Origin of the sequence: Clostridium sp. UMB9555A (assembly GCF_030222355.1) — a bacterium.
In the GTDB taxonomy this organism is placed as follows: Bacteria; Bacillota; Clostridia; order Clostridiales; family Clostridiaceae; genus Sarcina; species Sarcina perfringens.
Genome location: NZ_JASORQ010000004.1, coordinates 23,035 through 43,606, shown reverse-complemented (window position 1 = coordinate 43,606; position 20,572 = coordinate 23,035). Strand labels below are relative to the sequence as shown.

The following is a 20,572-nucleotide window of genomic DNA, read 5'->3' as shown; positions in this document are numbered from 1 at the left end:
AAAAGCACTCTATTTTAAAAGTTTTACATAATTTTATTTGGAATTACAGCATCTATTATTCCTATAACTACAGCAGCTAGTAATGCTCCTATAATTGAAACTCCCATGTTTGGAACTAAGAATTGAGTTAAATATATTATTATTGCAGCTATTATAAAACCTTTTATTCCTTTTCCAAACGGTGATGCATCAACACCCATAAATAATTCTACTAAATAATCTAACACTGATATTACGACAGCAGCTAATAAAAATGACCATAGTCCATGTATTGAAAATCCTGGAGTTACAAATGATGTTATTACTAATACTATGGCAACTAAAATAAATCTTCCTATCCACTTTAATATGCTACCATCACTATTTTGTTTTCTATAACTTTCATTTCCCATAAGATTACCTCCTTTAATAATTTGATTGTAAAGTGCTACTCATTTTTAAACTTACTAGCTTTCTTTACACTTATATGTTGACCACTATATGAAATAATATTCCTAATAAAATTTAAATTAAATTGCAAGAACTCAAATTATAATAATCTTTATAATAAATTTCTTGATTTTAATTATGAAAAAGTTGAAATTCTCTTTTTAAAATCACAAATATAATTATATCTTCATAAAATAACTAGTATTATAAATATCTAAGGAGTATATAATGAATCCATATTGTGATAATAGTATAAACTTTGAAAAGTTACCAAAGAAATTCCCACCTCAACATCAATCAGTTCAACCTGGAATAGAATCAATAATGGTTCCTAGTCCTATATTTGATAATCCTGATTATAAGGGTAGTGGAAAATTAAAAGGAAAATCAGTTCTTATTACTGGTGGTGATAGTGGAATTGGTAGAGCAGTTTCTATAGCCTTGGCAAAAGAAGGAGCAAATATTGTAATCTCTTATCTTTATGAAAATGATGACGCTGAAACCACAAAGAAATATGTAGAAAAGTATGGTGGAAAATGCTACTTAGTTCCTGGTGATATATCTAATAAAAACTTCTGTGAAAAATTAGTTTTATTTACAGTAGAAACTTTAGGTGGAATAGATGTTTTAATAAATAATGCTGGGGTTCAATTCCCTCAAAATAATATAAACTGTATTTCACAAGAGCAACTTGAATTAACCTTTAAAATAAATATTTTCCCTATGTTCTATCTTACACAAGAAGCTTTAAAATACATGAAAAGAGGAAGTACAATAGTAAATACTACCTCTGTTACTGCTTACCAAGGTAAAGAAAATCTCATAGATTACTCATCAACAAAAGGTGCCGTAGTTACATTTACAAGATCACTTTCACAATCACTTGCTAAAAATGGAATAAGAGTCAATGCAGTAGCTCCAGGTCCTATTTGGACTCCTCTTATAGTATCAAGTTTTTCAGAGGAAGAAGTAGCTAACTTTGGATCTGATGTTCCAATGAAACGTGCTGGTCAACCTTTTGAACTTGCACCAGCATATGTCTACTTAGCATCTGATGATTCCTCCTACGTAACAGGACAAGTTCTTCATGTAAATGGTGGAACTATGGTAGATAGCTAAAAATTTTTACATGAAAATAATAAGCCTGTTTTAAATAAAAACAGGCTTATTTTAACTTTATAAAAAGTATTTGAAATTTTATTAATTATAAAAACTGAACTTTTAATAATTATAAACTATATATATTTATTTTAATCTTTCTAATATTTCTTCTGTTGTAAATGATCCACTTGATAACATACCAAAATTAACTTCAGCCGCTTTATAAGCTTCCATACCTGGAGCTGCAGTAGCATCCTTAGCAATATAAACTTCAAATCCTTGTTCAACTAAATCTCTCATATGTGATTCAATGCATATATTAGAATTCATTCCAGCAAGTATAACTGTATCTATCTTTTGTTTTCTTAGTTGTAATACTAAATCATTTGTTTGTGGTCCAAATATTTTATGAGGACTAGCTATTATTGTTTTACCATCTTCTATATATGGTTTAAATTCGTTAAGTATATCTGCTCTTGAATCTTTTTCAACAGCATCTGATGGTCCTTTTCTTTCAAACATTCTCATTTGATGCATCATATGCTCTCCATTTGTTCCAAACTTCCAAGTATAATCATGTGGATAGTAATAATGTGGTGATACAAATACTTTATATCCTCCATCATTTGATGCTTTTAGTAAAGATATTATATTATTTATTGTATTGTTTTCCTCAATTACCTCTTTAGCTAATTTATATCCTTCTCCCATTTCATGTAAAAATTCATTTTGTGGATCTACTAGCACTAATGCTGTTTCCTTATTGTTAAAATTCATATTAATCACTCCTATTTCATTATTAAAACTTTTTATTGTTTTCCTATGAGTAAATAATAACTTTAAGATAAAAAAACAACAATTAGGCACTTTTTTGTACCTAGTAACTATTAAGTTACTAAATATCTCTAATATTTAATTATTATTTATGGTATGGTTCTCCGTATCAGTATTAAGTGAGGTTTTTAATAGTAAAACTTAACATCCTTTATAAACCTTATAGGTATTTCTCCTTCAACATGAACATATTCTCCTATATTAATATAGTCATCATTTAATTCATTCCCTCCAAATCTAGTTATATTTTCATACTTAGTAGTATATCTAGACCCTTGTCTATTAGCAATTAAACTTGAATCTGTATAATATACATTAAACCCTTCTTTAATTAACTCTTCATCATCAATTAAAATAGCTACTACTTGTTCTTCTTTTTTTAAGTTCTTTTCTTCCTTAATTATATTTACTAAAATATTATTTTCATTTAATTTTTCAAATGATACCACTCCAAAATCTCTATCCTTTTTTTTTCTAGGTTTTATGACTCCATCTTTTATAATACTTTCATAATTAGATTTACTTGTTAAATGTCTTATCATTTATCAATTACCTCCTAAAAAATGTACTTATACAAATATATTTTTTTATTTTTCAGGTTAATAATAGTATTTATATTCTAACCTCTAAACTCAATACAATAACACTAACATTTCTCAATAGAAAAAGAAGAAGAATTATCATTTATAGATACTCATTCCTCACACTCTCATTTATTGTTAGTTTTTTTGTGTCATTATCAAATGAAATTTTTATCTATTTCTTTCCTGGTTTTTTTAATGCTATTGCTATTACAAAGGTTGCTAAAGCACTAGCCCCATTTATAATCATTTTTTTAGTATCTTCTCTTTTTGATTGATGATAATTACAATACTTACTTCCATTTAATGCTTCATTATTACAACCTTTTTTCTTACAAGTATTATTCATAATTATTCTCACCTACCTCTATAAAATCTTTTATATTATATTCTATTATTAGTTCATTATTATATTTAATCTTATCCAACAACCTATACTGCCACTCATTATTATTACATCTTGGAGCTAGCCAATTTGATATCTTTCTTTCTTTTAGCTGAATATCTATTTCATTTAAATCCCCTATCATTAAATCAATCTTATACTTATCCATACCTTGACTTAATTTTAACTCTATCAAAGATATTTTTGCACGCTTTAAATATAGATAATCTTCACAAAGTTTATTAAACTTTCTACTTATATTCCATGTAGAAAACTTAACACTGCCAATATTCTTTTGTAAAAAATTCCTTTCTTCCCATTCCTTAAAAAAGTTCAACCCATCTTTAATTTCTTTCTTTATTACCTCTATAGCTTCATTTATTTCTATCTGAGCTCCATCCTGTAATCTATTTTTTCTATCTAAATCCACTTCGTAAAAAGACTGTTTTATCGTTTTTATAGCTCCATCGACCTTACCATACCTATCATTTCTTTGACCTCTTTCAATATCTTCTACTACACACATAATACATTCTAATTGTTCTTTGATAGCATCTAGTTTTTGTGCTGTTGCATACTCCCCTAATTTATCTAATTTTTTGTCATCTAAACCTTCTTTTATTTCTTCTAATTTAACTTGTTTTATTATTTTATTTTTGCTATCTACTATATTAGGTAATATTTCTCCTGCCTTACTTTCCATCAATTTTAGGTTTCCAATTTTCAACTCTTCTATAAACTCTTCTGGAATAATAACTTTTAAAATTGGTTCAACATCCTTATTATATTCTTCTACAACGTTAACTATATCAGCTATTGGTTTAATAAATATATCTTTTATCTTCTCTATATCTTTTTTATCCATATGATTTAATTCTTTATTTTTTACATTAAATATTTTTTTCTCCATAACCCCCACCATATTCATAGTATTTTATTCCTATATTTTCTATTATATCAAATTTAATTATAATTTTTAATAAAGTACTAAATAATGATAATTAAGTATTTAAATTTTTATTTCCTAATTACTTTTATTTATCCTATAATAACAATATCTAAATCCAATACCTTCAATCCAATATTTCTTAACATAAAAGAAGAAGGAATACCCTTAATAGGTACCCCTCCTTCCTTTACTAGATATTCAACTAGCTTATCATTTATATTAAGTTTTATTGAGTCTATTTCTCTTGATTCATTCATTGTTATTTCAGATATTATCATATGTAGTAACTTTTTCTGTTGCTCTCTACTTACACTACTATTTAATATTTTACTGAAATTCATAAGTATATCTTTAATGAATTCATATGGTATCTCTTCACTTACATCCTCAGAAATTGTGTTTAGTAACGGCTTCTTTTCTTCTTCTAAAATTCTGATTTTCTCATTTAGTTCATCCTTTCTAGTTTGAAACTCCTCTTTAGTTAAGATGTCATCCTCATATGCTTCAAAGATTTTTCGTTTTCTTTTATCTAGTTTTTCAAGCTCTTTATCTATGTCACCTAACAATCTTTTAGCTGGTTTAACTTTATCTTTTCTTTCCTTATTAATGTTTTCAACAACTGCTTTAATCATTGCTTCATTAGATACTAATTCTTCAATCTTTTTAAACACATATTCATTAGCTTTATCTACTCTTATTGTATTACTATTACATACTGAAGTTCCTTTATTCTTCCAATTACCACAACAGTAATAAGCTATTCTCTTTTTAGTACCATCTGCTAATGTATTGGTTGTCCTAGAAATCACCATACCAGCTCCACACTTAGGACATCTTAGTATTCCAGTTAATGGATATTCTCCATCATATATTCTTGAGGGCTTTCCTTTCTTACTTTCTAAAATTAATTGAACTTTATCCCATAGCTCTCTATCTATGATAGCTTCATGCTTTCCTTTAACCCTTATTGGATTAGGATTTATATTCCTTCTTCTTTTCTCACTCCAATTTTGTCTTACATTATATCTTATTTCTCCTATGTATACTGGATTAGTTAGTATATCTCTTATACTTCCTACTGAAAAGTTATTTCCTTTCTTAGTTTTATATCCTAATTTATTCATTTTATTAGTTATTGCTTTATATCCCTTTCCTTTACTATATTCATTAAATATAAATCTTACTATTTCGGCTTCTTTTTCATTGATTTCTAGTTTATTTTTTCCCTTTTTTTCTTCTTCTGGTGAGTTATTAGGTACTAAGTCATATCCTAAGACTCGTCCACCACACCAATTTCCAGATTTTGCCTTTGCAATCATCCCCATCTTAACGTTCTGTGCAATAGTCCCCCTTTCAAACTCTCCTATTAAAGCCATCATTTGAAATTGCATTCTTCCTGCTGGTGTATCTGTTTCAAAAGGTTCTGAATAAGATTTGAATGTTATATTGTTTTTCTCTAATATATTTACAATCTTTAAAACATCTTCTAACTTTCTACTTACACGGTTTATCTTCCAAGATATAACCATATCGAACTTTCCTTCTTTAGCATCACTTAAAAGTTCTTTTAATGCGGGTCTATCTTTTATGTTTTTTCCACTTATTCCTCTATCAGAATAGCATTTATATATTATGTAATCATTAGCTTTACACCATTCTTCTAAAAGTCTTTTTTGTTCATCTATACTATATCCAAATTCTGCCTGTTCATCAGTACTCACCCGGCAATATATGGCAATTATTTTCCTCCTTTTTTCAATTTTTATATCATTAACCAATTTCTTAAATCCCATAGAACTCCTCCTAATATCTAATCAAATTTATAATATATACTTAACTTTCTATTTCACTACCCTAAACTTATTATGGAAAATATCGTAGTAATTACATTTCGATATTTCAATACTTCGATATTTTCCATTGTTAATTAATCTATATAAAATCAGCTAATTAAAAAATTCTGTCTCAACTCCTAATGGTTCAAAATTATATATGAATATATAATCTTTCAACCTAAATTTTCTCATTACTTTTTTTAACATTTCTCCTACATTACCAATGTCATTACAACATTCCTCTTGACTAAACCCATATGAACCTATTAAGTTAAAATCAAAAAAATTAATTACTATTTTATCTTTTTCTTCCCTGTTTAAACTTATATGGTAGATACCTGTTGAACAATCCAATTCTGTAATTAACTTTTCTATCCATCCTTCTTTTCTTCTACTTCTTTTATTTTTCATAATAACTAACTTATTATGAATAGCTACCCATACACTTTTATTTCTTAACTCCATGTATTCACTTGGTTCACATTCAAATTTTACTTTAATATTATTCATTTCTAATCTCTCCTCCATAATATGCTTATTAATTTACATTATATTTTTTAATTATTTTCTTCTTTTACACACTCTCTAGTAATATAATTCATTATTATTTCTGAAATTAAATCTATTATTTCTTGGCAACTATTAATATTATTCATTTTACTAACTCCTTTTATCTTTAAATTATCGACATTATCGAAGTATCAACTCCGATAATGTCTTATATTATAAAAATCTAATTACTGTTTAATTACTTCAATCACCCTTCCATGATTTCTTTGAGTTATTTCATAATAAATTCCTTCTAATTCTAAATTAGACTTAATTTCATTTAACCTTCTACTTAGAACATTAGGCTCTTTAGCCCATAGTTTGGATGTTGTATCAATTTTCTCTTTCTCTGCTACTTGATTTAAAACGGTTAATAATGTACTTACTGTTCCTGTGAACTTTATATTTTCATTCATATACTTAATTAATGCACTTGCTATTGGATTGGAATCAACTGCTTCTTGATTAGCTTTTCTTTGATTATTTAAATAAGCTTCTAAAAACCTTTCCCCTCCAATTCCACAAGCTTCTGCTATCGCATATCCAAATTTAGTGAAATCAGCCATTCTGCCCAACTTCTCTAACTCTATATTTCTATAAATTGGTATAGCTTTTGCCAATGTGTTAAACATAGCTCCTACTATTTTGGGTTTATCTTCATTAAAATTCTCCCATACTTCCTTTTCTTCTTTTCTTTCATATTCCGGTATTCTTTCTAATGTCAGAACTATACATCTATCTAAAAGGTCAGCTCTTGTAGCAATAACATTTATACCATTCAAGGTAATACGACTTTTAAAATTAACTATTATTTCATCATCGTTACTATAAAGTTTCCTTTTACTATATCCTCCACCAGTTGAAGCAATACATAATAAATCACTTTTTTCTGCTGAAATATAATCTAAGTTATCAAAGCATGGCATATAGTTATTAGAGATTGTTATTGCTAAATCCTGAGTTGCTTTAGGTATTGAAATTATATCTCTCGGTGCCGGGTCTATTAAGCTTCTATTCATTTTCATAGTAGTTGTCTTAGAAGAACCTTTTTCTCCATGTATTACTTCAATTGGATGAGGAATATTAGGTATTAATCTAGTAACAAGACTTACAGCATGAAGTATTTTATCTTCTTCTGACTTAAACCTAAAATGCTTACTTAATATTCCCATTAAATCTTCATAAGGTTCAGGCATTACTTGCTCACTCATATTATTCTTTCTTATGAATAATATTTTCTTTGAATCATCTACTTTCCAACCTTCTTCATCTATTCTTATTATTGTAGAATTCTTGTCGCATAAGTAATAATAAATAGTTCCATTCACTTCTGCACATCTCTTGTAAACCTCTAATTCATCTCCTTCATATAAAGCTTTAGCTTCTAAAACTCCTATTGCTTGGTTAATATTGTCCTTAGAAACAGACTTACCAACTTCATCATAAAACCTCTTTCTTAAAAGCATTTGATATTTATTATCCTCAATCCTATGTATTTCATAAAATTTATTTTTATCTATTGCTACAAAAGTTTCATCTATGGAATTATGAAAAAATACATCTCCATAATTTAATGCTTGTTCAATTACTATGTCTGCATAACTTTTTTTAGATTCTCCTTTATTATTATCAGAATATTCTGATTTATTTTTCGATAACTTAGGCTCATAAAGCTTTTTTAGAGAACTCCAATTTTCATGTGAACAACTATCATGATGACATTTAGCACTAATAGCTCCATTATTAAATTGTGTTATTGAAGCTGATTTATCTGTATGGTTAGAGTTCCATGGACATGTATCAAGTACATATACAGTTCTATCACTCTCCTCTTTAACCTTAAAAACATCTAATCCATTATCTGTTAACCACTCCTCAATCTTTATATCTCCTTTACTTTTTGATTTAATATGTACATTTTTTACATTCTTATCAATATTCTTTTTATTAATGTACAGGTCTGCTACTTTCTTTAATAAATCTTCCTTGACTACTTCAAGTTTATCTGGAGATTGTACTATTTTTGACCTCCTATGAGGTCTAGTTTCAGTACTATCTCCTTTACAAGCTATTGTTCCATACATCTTAGTTATTCTTGCTGGATTGTATGTTGTTTTATCTACTTGTGCTTTATCATCACTAAACTTTTCATCTAAAGCATAAAGAAAATCCTTAATTAGTTGAGTTACTTCTTTAGTATTAGGTAAATCTAATTTATATAAAGCATGATATCCATTACCACTACAAGCGATTACGGGTTTAGGAAATCCTTCACTTCTTAGGTAGCTTACTACCTCTCTTAATACTACTTCTGATGATTTTAGTTCTTCATCTGTTGAAGATACCCCTGCTGGTCTTACAGGGTCTATATCTATTAATAAGAATTCTCTTCTTGTAATTTCCGAATCTGATGTTGTATGACTTGCATACTCTATTAACCTATCTTTTCCTCTTGCAAGTAAATCCTCTGAGAATTTATTTAATGTAAAGAAGATATTATTAACTCCATCATATTTAAAAATATCTCTTAGAAGCTTTTCACTATCATCGTAGTAACCACTTACTGTTCCTTTTTTAGTCTTAATAATTCTTGTTTCAACTACTCTCTTATCAGCTCCTAAAACCTTTATTGCTTTAGTACATTCTTGTTTAAATTCTTTATAATTCTTGTTCATCCACATATCCTCCTAATCTTTTTTTGCTCCTCGCTACAAGAATTATTATAAAGTGATAGTTCCCTTTTCTCATCTCAATGGAATTAATTTCAAAATAAAAGACAGCGGAGAAACTCCTCTGTCTTAAATGTTATGTATAAAATATGATTTTAAAATTTTAATCTTTTTTCTTAATTTATCTCTATTTTTCTGCATAATACTATCTTTTTCACATGCAAATTCAACTCCATTTTCAAGTTTATAATTATCCTCAGTACTATCTAAGACATATCTTTTTATTTTGCCTTTTACAGTTTGACTTATCTCTTTAATATTTTTATAAATTCTTCCCGTATTATTTTCATTGTAAAAATAATATATTATATTTTCTCCATATTCTCCCTTATAAATATTTTGTCGTAAATCATTATATACTTCATCCTCAATTACATAGAATTTAAAATTATTCTTCCTACCCAATATCCTTTTGATATCTTTATCCCATTTAGTTGTAAATACAATTTTCTTATTACGTTCTTCCTTAAATACTTTATCTAAAATATTATATTTATCATTAACAATATCTTTTCTCTGTTTTTTTCGTATATTTACAATCCTTTCATACTCATCATTATTTTTAAATTTATTACTTAGCTCTCTTATGTTAACTCTAGGAGATTTATCTAAAACTTTTGCTTCCGATAAAATTATATCTAAATACATATTATTATTAGCTCTTATAACTACAAGATTAACATCTAACTTCTCTTCTGTATATTTTCTAAGTTCTAGACATTCTACTTCTCTTGAAGCTATTCTACCTATCTTTATATAATCTAATAAAACTATGTTATAACCTAAACTCTCCATCTCTTCTATCTCATTATATACCCTATCTTCATAGCTTATATCATTAATCTTTTTAGAATCTTCTATTAAATTTTTTGCCATTCGCCTATTAATATTGATATTATACTTATCTTTTATATATTTAATTGTAATTGCTTCATTCCATTGAGATATTTTAAATCCATTTATTATTGGGTTAGTATTTAAAATTTTAAGAATTTCATCTTGTATATTTAAATCAATATAATCACATCTTCTTCTCTTTCTTAACTCAATCTCATCAGTATTAACTTTAGATATCCATCTATCAATACTCCTAATTGATGTAGAATACTTACCAGCCAGATAGTGTTTATCCTTACCATTTAGATATTCATTTACACATTCTATTTTTTCATCATCAGTATGTCCTATTTTACTCATCTTATAAATCCTCATTTCTAATTAATTACTCTGTGATTATAGCATTCCATCTTAACTCTTCAAACTTTTTAATTGAAAATATCATCACTACCGTAATATCGATTGTAACGATATTTTATGTAAAAAAAAGAGGGGTGAACCTCTTTTTTTTATTGTTGTATTTCTACTAACTCTCCATTAGAATACAATCTATATTTCGCTAATATTGTATTATCATCAAACTTTATCCAATCCTTATCTTTAGCTACAACATTAAAATACTTTTTACCAGTTTCATCTATATTTAAATCTGATGATAGCTCATAGAAATTACGTGTATTTCCATTATCAGCATTCATTTTATCTAACATTTCTTGTGCTACTGTTTTTGAAAAGTTATTCTCGTCTGTTTCAATCTTCAACTTATTTTGTTTCTCTTTTTCTAAGGCTTCTTTTTCTTTTCCTTCAGCCTCTTCTTTAGCATAATTATCTTTTCTTTGATTAGATAACAATTCACTAGCTTTTACGTGTAAGTCATACATAGTATTTTTATCTGCTTGTTCTATATATTGCCATTCTGATGTTTCTTTACTTAATTCTTCTGCTTGTTCATATTCTCCTTTTTCAATTAAGCTTTTAACCTCTTCTATTTTTACTAAAAATTCTTTTCTTATTTTTTTAATATTTAACAATTCTTTTTTTAGATTGTCTACATCCTCTTTTAATCTATCATATTTTTTATAACTGTTATCAATTTCATTAAGATATTTTAATCCAGAGTCTACTCCCAAACTTTGAGCCTTTTGGTAACTAACAACTATATTCCATAATTTATCTATTTTTTTATTATTTCCATCAACAACAGTATATAATATATCTTTTGCATTATCATAGTCACCATTATTAATAGCTACTTCGGCTTTCTTTATTACTGCATTTTCTTCATTGATTCTTTTGCCTATAATTCCTCCTATAAATAACAGTATAAGAACAACTAATCCTATTATTATAGACTTATTTTTCTTATTCATATAATTAGCTCCCCCCTTTATTAAATTATTTCTCACCTTTAATTTTAGAATAAATAAAAGAACCTATTAGAAATAAAACTACGATAACTATAGCTAGTTTTATCAAAATCCATAATACTGTAAATATCCCTCCAATTAATCCACTCATCCAATTAACTATGAAAGCACCTACAGCACAACATAGAAGCCACTCACCAACCATTGCTCCAAATCCTAAATACCATATCTCAAAAATATTGTTAATTAGAATAAAAAATCCCGTTCCTAATATCAATGTAAATATAAGTGCAATTAACGCTGTTAATCCTCCAGCATCAAAAATATTCATCAAATTACCTCCCTAATTCCAATATTTTTATCTAATTTTAATATTATTTCTATTTATTATTGATTGAACCCATCTCTCTGAATAATCTAATTCTTTAGCTAATTTTCTTACATTTTTACCATTATAATTTTCTTGTAAATATTTAATTACATATTCTTTAGAGTATAATTTCTTAGGAAAATTAAATTGTTGACCTCCAAATACACTATGTATTTCTCTTGTAACTTTTTCACCCATATGTTCAAAAATAGTAGAATACACTCCATTAAAATGCTCTTTTTGAATATCCATATATTAACTTCACCTCCCATAAAAAATAATAGCTACTTTAAAATGATTATTCATGCGAATAATTCATTGAAAAAATCATTAAAAACTTACTGAAAATTAATTTTAAATTTAATATAAAAAAAGTTAATGCTCCTAAAATATAGAAACATTAACTCTTTTAATTTTATTTATTGGTATTATATATAATTTAATTATTATTATTAATTGTATATATTTATTATTTATTTTTTATTTTTTATTCTCTTTTTCTCTCTATTCTGATTATATTTTTTTATTTTTATTTATTTTTTTTATTAAGGCTTTAGCCCCCCTATCCCCCGTCACTCCTTTAGAGTTCCGAGTTCCCTCTTTCCAAGTTCCATTATTTATATGTTTTATCTTTTTCATTTTTTTATTTTTAAGTAAAATTAGTGACCTAAAACTTTTCTATTATCTACTTATTCAATTTAAAAGCAACTTATTTAGCTCTTTTTTGAGCTTTTTTAATCTAATGGCTACTTTCCTTCACTATCTAAAAAATCTCTGTTTTCTGATGGGTTTTTGTTGCTTTTTGCCCCATTTCTCTCTATCATCATATAGCTTTTTTAACTTATCTTATATTTTCACTTATTATTTACTGCTTCTATTGAAGTAGCAACAACTGTTAATATAGTACCAACTACTTTTATTACCGTTATAATATCCATCTATTTCACCCCCTTTAAATATGCATATATATATGAGTAACTATCTCTAACAGGAACTAATTTGATTACATACTTAGCAATCTCTAAATCTATATATACTAATGTTTCATTATCATATCCTCTACCATTACAGAACCTTACTACAGTATCAAAACTCTTTATTAAATCAAACTGAATGTAGTTTAATTCTTTCTGCAACTTCTTTAAATCTATTTCCTTTTTATCATTTAACTTAATTATTAAATCTCTAGGATTCCATTGATTAGCTAATCCTCCATCGTAGAAATCAAAACGCATTACTCCTAGTAGCTCTTTAGAACTATACTCAAAAATCTTTTCTTTACTTAGTTCTTTCATCTTATTACCTCCTAATATTCTTCTGCTAACATCATAGTTGAGTATTCATTATCATCTATAACGAAAACTTTTATGTTTCCATTAACCTCTATATTTTCTAAATCTATAACATACTTTTCTTTATACTCTGGAACTTCTTGACTATGTTCAATTACAATTCCTTCTTCACATTTTCTTATCTTAAAAACTTGTAAGTAATCTAACTCATTTCCCTCTTCATTTAATTTATCAATCATACTCCAAATTATAAGCTGTAATCTTAAATCTAACTTTTCATTAGCTCCTCTCGTTATATATCTGCTCTCTTTCTTAAACATCTTAATCCTCCTAAAAATAATAAAGCTACCTAATTACTTTTCTTGTAATTAAGTAGCTATTTTAATTCTTGCTTTAGCATTTCTATGAAGTCATCTGAAAATACTTTCTCTTTAATTGACTTCTTTATTAACTCCATTAACTCTAGTTCAGTTACATCTAAACTTCTTGGAACATAGATATCATCACCTCTTACAGTATCTTTATAGACTGAAAATCTTATCTCATTTCTTTTCATAGATTTAACAAAAATCTTTTCTATGCAGTATGTGTAATCTTCATCTTTTAGACTAGCTTGTCTTAGAAGATTACAATATCTAGTACTTTTTATTATTTTCTCTTCAACTTTTTTAGGCATACTATCACCTCTTTATTCTAAAAGTATCTTAGAAAGTTCTTCATCAGCTATGACTACTACTGAAAAATCGCTAGAAAGTAAAAATAGTGAAGAAGTATAATTAACTCCTTCACTACATATAATCTCATCTGTATATTCTGGTAGTATTTCTTTCAGCATTCCATTTCTAAGCTCTTTAACATCTTCTATGCTTTCAACTACTAAAACATATCCTCCTAAATCTTTATCTACATTTCTGTTTCCTCCGTAGTTTTCATTAAGTATATCTATTGTTTCAGAAATACTTTTAATTACTTCTACAGGGTAATCACTTAACTCTTCTAATTGCTTTTTTAAATAAATTTTCTTCATTAAATATTTTCTCCTTTCTAAAGTAAAAAAGACTATTACCCATATCTAAAATATAGGTAATAGCCTGTTAAATTAAACTTCTATAAAATTCTTCTGTTGGATTTTCATTCTCTACTAATAACATTAACTTTTCATATGTATTATTGTAAAATCCATTATCTTTAGCATAATTAATTGCTTCTTCATATGTTAACTCAAAAATATTATCTACTATGTTATAGTAAAAATCATCATTTAACACACCAAAGAAATATTTAACTGCCTCTTCATAAGTCATTCTTTGCTGTTCTTCTAAATCACAGTTTTCATCTGTGTAATATCCATTTTTATCATTCCATTGAAGAAATTTAGTTATTAAAAGTCGTTCTTTTTCCTTATTCATACTTTTCTACCTCTTTATTAAATATCTCAATATAATAATATATACTTATAATATAATTTAAAAAAGTCTTAACTGTATTGGTATATCTAATGACCCATCTGATTCAGAAGTTGTAGCAACCTCTAATAATGTTATATTATTATCCTTAACTTTATATTCTCTCATTTTTTTAGCATATTCACTTATATTATCTAAATCTGTATTACAATAGGTAGCATCTTCTGAACAAGCCGAACTTGCTAAATCATAAATTGCATCTTTAGCAGTTATTTGTAGCTCAATTTTTTCCGTGGTTTTATTTGGAAATAACTCTTCTGGAAATACATTTAAATCTTTTCTAGTGCAAATAATTATAACCCTCTTCCTTTTCTGTGGAACTCCATATTCTGAAGCTAACATAATTTTACCACAAGCTTTATATCCTATCTTGTTATATAATTCTATTATTTGATTATATATTTCACCTTTCATAAATGTTAACATTCCCTCTACATTTTCCATCACTACAACTTTAGGCTTAATTTTTTCCACTACTTCTATAAAGTCTTTGAACAACTGATTTCTAGGGTCATCTATAAATCTTTTTCCTGCATGTGAAAAGCCTTGACACGGTGGTCCACCACAAACTAAATCTACATCTTTGTCTACTGTGTACTCATATATTTTTTCTTTAATACTTAAATCAGTAATATCTCCATGTACAACTTCTACTTCTGGATTATTTATTTTAAATGTTTTACATGCACTTTTTTCAAAGTCATTTGCAACTATAGCCTTTATACCCGCTTCTTTAAAGCCAACGCTCATTCCACCTGCTCCAACGAATAAATCAACTGAAGTTTCACATCGTACTTTTTTACGAATACTCTTTGCTATTTCATAAGCTAATATAGGTGGCACTGCATTTCCAACTTGCTTTAATAACTCACTTTTATTACCTACGAATATATAATCATCCCTAAAACTCTGTATTCTTGCAGCTTCTCTTACTGAAATTACTCTTTCTTGCTCTGGATGTACATAAGTACCATTACCAGGTCTATTAAAGTAAGTTGTTATAGTATAACAAGGCTTTGAATAATCTATTCTTCCGTATAGAGTTGTTCTTCCTCCACTTTTAGTAATTTTAACTAACCTTTGAGATTTATTAACAACCTCTCTAGGTATGTTTTTCCAATTACCGCCTTGAGGTACATTCTTAATCATTTCTAAATCTAAATCACTCAATTTGAAGGTAGTATGATTCAATATTTTATTTGATGCTATATAAGAATATTTTTTTATTATTCCATTTATTATGTCTACATCATCTTTATTCAACTTAATACCAGAAGAATGTATATATGATTCTATTGTTAATTTATTATAAAAAATATCTTTACATTCCTTTAATGTAAAATTACTATTCTTTATTATATATCTAATATCCTTATATAAATTATTTATAATAAAATTTTCATCTAATACATTTTTTATATCTACTGCTTTAGTTTCATCTTTTATATTTATTTTCTCATCTTCATTTTCTATACCTTCTCCAATATTTATATCAAATGCTTTATATACTAATTTATCAATCTTCTCTATTAAGAAATCCTCTTTTTTATTAAGCATTCTTAGCACAGTCTTGCCTATTTCTTTTAAATAAGGAGATTTTACAGGTATAGGCAATGCATCTATTTCATAGTTATTTACATGATTATTTGAACTTGTTAACTTAAATAGCCAATTCATTAAAGATGAATTCATTAATCCCATTAATATATATATATCAATTTCAAACTCATTTTGCTCTACATATAGAAAATTGCATGAATTAGCTACAACGTTACCTTTTTTACATAGTGCAAAAGTTAATCTTCTTTCTTTATGAATATTTACAACCTGTTGACAAACTATTCTATCTTCATTTATATACTTTGCTTTAGTACTATTTTTAATAAATTCATCAGAAACAAATTCCATTATTTCTTTAGAGTTTAACTTATAATATGAAATATCCCTTCCTCTAATTAACTTATAATCCGTAACATTACTTAATATAAATTCTTTATTGGCAGTAACATCTAGTTCTCCTCTAAGATTTTTTATAAAATTTAATTCTTTAATAACTGGATTTTCTCTTAACTTTCTTAATATTTCTTGTTCCGATTGGCTTACTGCAAAAATAGAGTTCCCTGTATATGGATTTTTTATATCCTCATAATTAATAATATTATGCATTACCTTTTTATCTAAATTTAACTCATTTATAATTTTAATTTTATCAGTCTTTTCTCCTTTTTTAATTAATAATGTACATAAAGCCTGTTTAGCATCCAAATATTTATTATTTTCAGGAATTAAGTTTATTGTTTTTATTGAGTGATTTTCTAATATCATAGTTCTTAGTTTTTCACAGGTTTTATCTGTTAATATTGTAGAGGGAACCAACAGAACTATTTCTGCATCATTTTTAGAGTAATTACAAACTATTTCTTCTATAAACACCTTGTATAAATTCAAAACCCCTTCATTAGCGTAATTAAATTGTTGCTTTACAAATTTCGAAAATTTCTTGTAAGATTCTTGTATTTTTTTTACTTCCTCATCCTTTAAGTACTTATTTTTTTCTGCTTTCAAATTTTTATATGGTGGGTTAGTTATAATAACATCAAACCCTCCATTTTTCATTACATCTGGAAATACATCTTCAATAGGTATATACTCGCTTCCCTTCTCTATATCAAAAACTAAGGTACTCCCAACCCTCCCCTCAAAATAACTATCAAATAATTCTATATCAAAATATATAAATATAAACCTTGTAAATATAGCTTTAAATAATTTTAATGCTGTTTTATCTATATCTGCAATATATACATTTTGCAATATAGATTCTACTTCATTTTTAGAATATCCTAACTCAAAAATCTTTTTAAAGTATGCATATATAAAACTTCCTATACCTACACATGGTTCTAATAAAACTTTATCTATGATTTCTTTTTTACTTTTATTAGATATTTTAAACATTTCATCAATTATATATTTAGCTAATTCAATATTAGTATAATAAATACCTTGTGAACGTCTATATATCTTATCTAATTTATTTTCGTAAATTGAACTAATTTCTATAATCTTATTCCACATTTCTTCTCTAGAATCTATATTATTAATATCTTTTATAAATTCAAATTCATTTATATTCAAAATAAAACACCTCATTTTCTTATATTATAATAACATAGCTTTGGTTACGAGACAACTTTTTAGAGACGTATTTTTTTGCAGACTAATTTTTAGTCTACAAACTATTGACTATTATTTACTATATATGTTATATTATTCTTACAACATGTAGACAAACTATACTATAGTCTACAAAATAAGAGGGGGATATCATGAGTAGAGAATCGAAAGAAATGTCAAAAGAATTTGTTGAATATCAAGAATTTATAGCAAGCCATCCTAATTATAAAGGTTTTCCTTTAACTAGGAACTCTGATGGTAGTTTACGCTGGGTTGTTTCTGGTAAAAGTGCTATTGGGCAACAACGTATTAAATGGCTTGATGATAAACGCAAAGAATTAGGAATACCAAAAGATTTAGGTTGGCGTACTAAAGTATGTTATGAAATTCATCCTTTAAAAGAAAAACCTTGTCAAATTTGCGGGAAAATTATGAGTCTTGACTATATCTATATTAATGAACGTATAGCAAACAAGCTTAATGAGGAAGTAGATATTCCTGTTGCTTTTAGTAATTGTTCATCTATACACGATGTTGTTTCTGAAATTGTAAGATATTTAGGAACAGATGGATATTCTGTTTTATCTAAGTTTTTTAAAGTTCCTAACTCTATTCCAACTACAATAGAAAACTATATAGACTATATTATAAGCATCGGTAAAGAAAAGAAACTTCTTGGTCCAGGAGCTATGGGAAATCCTCCAGACAGAGCTGATGGTTTTCACTCTTACAATAGATGTTGTAGAGGAACTTCAGATAAAGGTAGACACAGAGAAAATCTTAAACGTTATGGCGATGATAGACGAGCTTATGAAAATTGGTCTGATGGTAATTGGAAAGCTGCAAATAGATTAATGAAAGAATTTAATAAGCATGGTGTAAGTGCAGACCACATTGGTCCAATTTCACTAGGTTTTTGTCATAGACCACGTTTTCAACCTATGACAATTCAAGAGCAATCAATAAAAAACAATAGAATGTCTTTAAATGATGTTAAATTGTTAATATCAGATGAAGAAAAAGGTGATGAAGTAGTTTCATGGCATTCCAAACATCTTTGGGACAAGCTTAAATCTATGATTAATGATGATTATGAAGCTAAGATAGCAAGTGATTATATGAGAAAAAATTTACATTTTATACTTTCAAGCTTAGCTTATCTTCACATAAATGGATGTGATGAGTTCTTAATTGATAAAATTTTATCTAAGAATTTAAACTTTTCATTCTATGACTATTCATTTGATGGATTTGATGTCCATACAGGAAATTATAATCATATGTATTCTAAAGAATTAAAGGGAAAAAATCAAGAAAATAATGTTACTAGATATATTAGAGTAGCATTTGAAAGCCTTGAAAATTATATTGATAAAAAGAATCGTAAAATTAAAAATGATGAAATATTTGACCCTGTAATGCCAATCTTAAATAAAGTTGTTGATGAAATACATGCTTCAAAATTTAATGATGCTTATATACTTTTAAATAAAGCTTTTGATATAAAAGCTGATATATTTAAAGCTTCTTATGAATTTGAAGTGGAAAATAGAATTTATCAATACGAATACTAAAAATAAATAACCCTAGACAATGTATTAAATATTATCTAGGGTTTTATAATATACTATTTTAGTAAAAACCTCCGTTATTTATGGTACGGTTCTCCGTATCAGTATTAAGTGCGGTTTTTTTTATTTCTTCTTAAATGTTTTCCAATACAAAAGTCCTATTATTAAAATAGAAAGTATAATTAAAATACTAAGCTCTTCTACCCCATATTTTTGGTACATACTACTTATTATTGGTAAAATGCTAATTAACCCTATTATAGGAGCTACAATATTAATAACGAATAGATTTTTATTTAATCTATCTAAATTTTTTTCTTTTATATTAGAAGAAATAGCTTCTGTTATTTGAATTGTATAATTATACTGATTTTGAACTTGTTTTCTTAACCTATCAATTATATAAGTTCTATCGACTTTTTTTATCATTATTTTTTTAGTCATTCCTAAATTTATATTACCATATTTATTAACAAGCTTTCTAAAATCTTTCATATAATCTTTTTTTGTATTAATAAATTCATAATTTATTATCTTGTCTTCATCTACACTTCTATTTAGTAATTCTTTAACATTATCTCTATCTATCATAATACTATAATTAAAATCATTTAATTCGCTAGATTTAATTAAGTTTTCATTAAACTCTCTTCTTTTAATTACTATAAACCTAAGCGTATCAACTATTAACTCTTGAATTTCACTACTTAAATTTATACTTTCTACTATTATTTCATATAATTCTATAAAACCTTCGTTAAACTTAATATTATCTTTATTTGAAGTTAAAGTTACAGCAACCTCACTATAACATTCATTAGTAGTTTCATTTGATAATCTATACTCTATACTCATATATTTTTCATTTAATGTATTTATGGCTTTAACATACTCATCCATTGCAACATTATTCTTATTACAATTTTCTTTAGAATCTAAAGTTATAAATCCATCAAAAATATCCTTTATAGAATTTAAAAGATAAAAATCTTCCCTTAATCTTTGGTGAATTAGCCAAAAATCCTTAATTATATCTATTTTTTCATGATTTTCATGAATAATTTCCATGTATCTACCCTCTCACTCTCACTAACTAATTC

At 26.5% G+C, this 20,572-nt stretch carries 21 protein-coding genes; 2 read left to right on the top strand and 19 right to left on the bottom strand.

The window, feature by feature from the left end; all coding sequences use genetic code 11:
* Nucleotides 1–23 precede the first annotated feature (23 nt).
* On the bottom strand, nucleotides 24–392 hold the full coding sequence (locus QP548_RS12175) for a phage holin family protein (RefSeq protein WP_061429346.1): 369 nt from the start codon (nucleotides 390–392) through the stop codon (nucleotides 24–26).
* 265 nt (nucleotides 393–657) lie between these two features.
* Here QP548_RS12175 and QP548_RS12170 point away from each other — a divergent pair, with 265 nt between their 5' ends.
* Complete coding sequence (locus tag QP548_RS12170; protein ID WP_061429347.1) at nucleotides 658–1,548, top strand: SDR family oxidoreductase; 891 nt, start codon at nucleotides 658–660, stop codon at nucleotides 1,546–1,548.
* A gap of 126 nt (nucleotides 1,549–1,674) precedes the next feature.
* On the opposite strand, the gene QP548_RS12165 is transcribed toward QP548_RS12170, so the two are convergent.
* From QP548_RS12165 to QP548_RS12085, 17 genes are all read right to left on the bottom strand, one after another.
* Nucleotides 1,675–2,307 (bottom strand): cysteine hydrolase, encoded by a 633-nt coding sequence (locus tag QP548_RS12165; RefSeq protein ID WP_061429348.1) that lies wholly within the window; start codon nucleotides 2,305–2,307, stop codon nucleotides 1,675–1,677.
* Between the two features lie 185 nt (nucleotides 2,308–2,492).
* Nucleotides 2,493–2,906, bottom strand: coding sequence for a hypothetical protein (locus tag QP548_RS12160; RefSeq protein ID WP_061429349.1), 414 nt, complete (start codon nucleotides 2,904–2,906; stop codon nucleotides 2,493–2,495).
* 214 nt (nucleotides 2,907–3,120) lie between these two features.
* Nucleotides 3,121–3,294 carry a hypothetical protein gene (locus tag QP548_RS12155; protein WP_158024731.1) on the bottom strand — a complete coding sequence of 58 codons (174 nt, stop codon included), beginning with the start codon at nucleotides 3,292–3,294 and terminating at the stop codon, nucleotides 3,121–3,123.
* Nucleotides 3,287–4,240, bottom strand: coding sequence for a hypothetical protein (locus tag QP548_RS12150; RefSeq protein WP_061429350.1), 954 nt, complete (start codon nucleotides 4,238–4,240; stop codon nucleotides 3,287–3,289). The genes QP548_RS12155 and QP548_RS12150 overlap by 8 nt, the downstream gene beginning before the upstream one ends.
* A gap of 128 nt (nucleotides 4,241–4,368) precedes the next feature.
* The gene (locus QP548_RS12145; protein WP_061429351.1) at nucleotides 4,369–6,072 is read right to left on the bottom strand and encodes a recombinase family protein; all 1,704 of its coding nucleotides are present in this window, start codon (nucleotides 6,070–6,072) and stop codon (nucleotides 4,369–4,371) included.
* A 153-nt stretch (nucleotides 6,073–6,225) separates the two neighbouring features.
* Nucleotides 6,226–6,624: a hypothetical protein gene (locus QP548_RS12140; RefSeq protein WP_061429352.1), complete on the bottom strand. Its 399-nt coding sequence runs from the start codon at nucleotides 6,622–6,624 to the stop codon at nucleotides 6,226–6,228.
* 227 nt (nucleotides 6,625–6,851) lie between these two features.
* Complete coding sequence (locus QP548_RS12135) at nucleotides 6,852–9,338, bottom strand: hypothetical protein (RefSeq protein ID WP_061429353.1); 2,487 nt, start codon at nucleotides 9,336–9,338, stop codon at nucleotides 6,852–6,854.
* Nucleotides 9,339–9,461: 123 nt separating this feature from the next.
* Nucleotides 9,462–10,589: a hypothetical protein gene (locus tag QP548_RS12130; RefSeq protein ID WP_061429354.1), complete on the bottom strand. Its 1,128-nt coding sequence runs from the start codon at nucleotides 10,587–10,589 to the stop codon at nucleotides 9,462–9,464.
* A gap of 149 nt (nucleotides 10,590–10,738) precedes the next feature.
* On the bottom strand, nucleotides 10,739–11,599 hold the full coding sequence (locus QP548_RS12125) for a hypothetical protein (protein WP_061429355.1): 861 nt from the start codon (nucleotides 11,597–11,599) through the stop codon (nucleotides 10,739–10,741).
* A gap of 25 nt (nucleotides 11,600–11,624) precedes the next feature.
* Nucleotides 11,625–11,927 (bottom strand): hypothetical protein, encoded by a 303-nt coding sequence (locus QP548_RS12120; protein WP_061429356.1) that lies wholly within the window; start codon nucleotides 11,925–11,927, stop codon nucleotides 11,625–11,627.
* A gap of 27 nt (nucleotides 11,928–11,954) precedes the next feature.
* Complete coding sequence (locus QP548_RS12115) at nucleotides 11,955–12,218, bottom strand: Mor transcription activator family protein (protein ID WP_061429357.1); 264 nt, start codon at nucleotides 12,216–12,218, stop codon at nucleotides 11,955–11,957.
* A gap of 686 nt (nucleotides 12,219–12,904) precedes the next feature.
* Complete coding sequence (locus QP548_RS12110; protein WP_061429358.1) at nucleotides 12,905–13,261, bottom strand: hypothetical protein; 357 nt, start codon at nucleotides 13,259–13,261, stop codon at nucleotides 12,905–12,907.
* An 11-nt stretch (nucleotides 13,262–13,272) separates the two neighbouring features.
* Nucleotides 13,273–13,578, bottom strand: a complete 306-nt coding sequence (locus QP548_RS12105) for a DUF960 family protein (protein WP_284905422.1) — start codon at nucleotides 13,576–13,578, stop codon at nucleotides 13,273–13,275.
* 56 nt (nucleotides 13,579–13,634) lie between these two features.
* Nucleotides 13,635–13,934, bottom strand: a complete 300-nt coding sequence (locus QP548_RS12100; RefSeq protein WP_061429359.1) for a hypothetical protein — start codon at nucleotides 13,932–13,934, stop codon at nucleotides 13,635–13,637.
* Nucleotides 13,935–13,946: 12 nt separating this feature from the next.
* Entirely contained in the window at nucleotides 13,947–14,285 is a 339-nt protein-coding gene (locus QP548_RS12095; RefSeq protein ID WP_061429360.1) for a hypothetical protein, read from the bottom strand.
* 67 nt (nucleotides 14,286–14,352) lie between these two features.
* The gene (locus tag QP548_RS12090; protein ID WP_061429361.1) at nucleotides 14,353–14,667 is read right to left on the bottom strand and encodes a hypothetical protein; all 315 of its coding nucleotides are present in this window, start codon (nucleotides 14,665–14,667) and stop codon (nucleotides 14,353–14,355) included.
* A gap of 57 nt (nucleotides 14,668–14,724) precedes the next feature.
* Nucleotides 14,725–17,862 (bottom strand): Alw26I/Eco31I/Esp3I family type II restriction adenine-specific DNA-methyltransferase, encoded by a 3,138-nt coding sequence (locus QP548_RS12085; RefSeq protein ID WP_075807980.1) that lies wholly within the window; start codon nucleotides 17,860–17,862, stop codon nucleotides 14,725–14,727.
* 191 nt (nucleotides 17,863–18,053) lie between these two features.
* Here QP548_RS12085 and QP548_RS12080 point away from each other — a divergent pair, with 191 nt between their 5' ends.
* Nucleotides 18,054–19,475, top strand: a complete 1,422-nt coding sequence (locus tag QP548_RS12080) for a hypothetical protein (protein WP_061429362.1) — start codon at nucleotides 18,054–18,056, stop codon at nucleotides 19,473–19,475.
* 120 nt (nucleotides 19,476–19,595) lie between these two features.
* Here the strand turns inward: QP548_RS12080 and QP548_RS12075 are convergent, their stop codons facing one another.
* Nucleotides 19,596–20,540, bottom strand: coding sequence for a hypothetical protein (locus tag QP548_RS12075; protein ID WP_061416044.1), 945 nt, complete (start codon nucleotides 20,538–20,540; stop codon nucleotides 19,596–19,598).
* Nucleotides 20,541–20,572 lie beyond the last annotated feature (32 nt).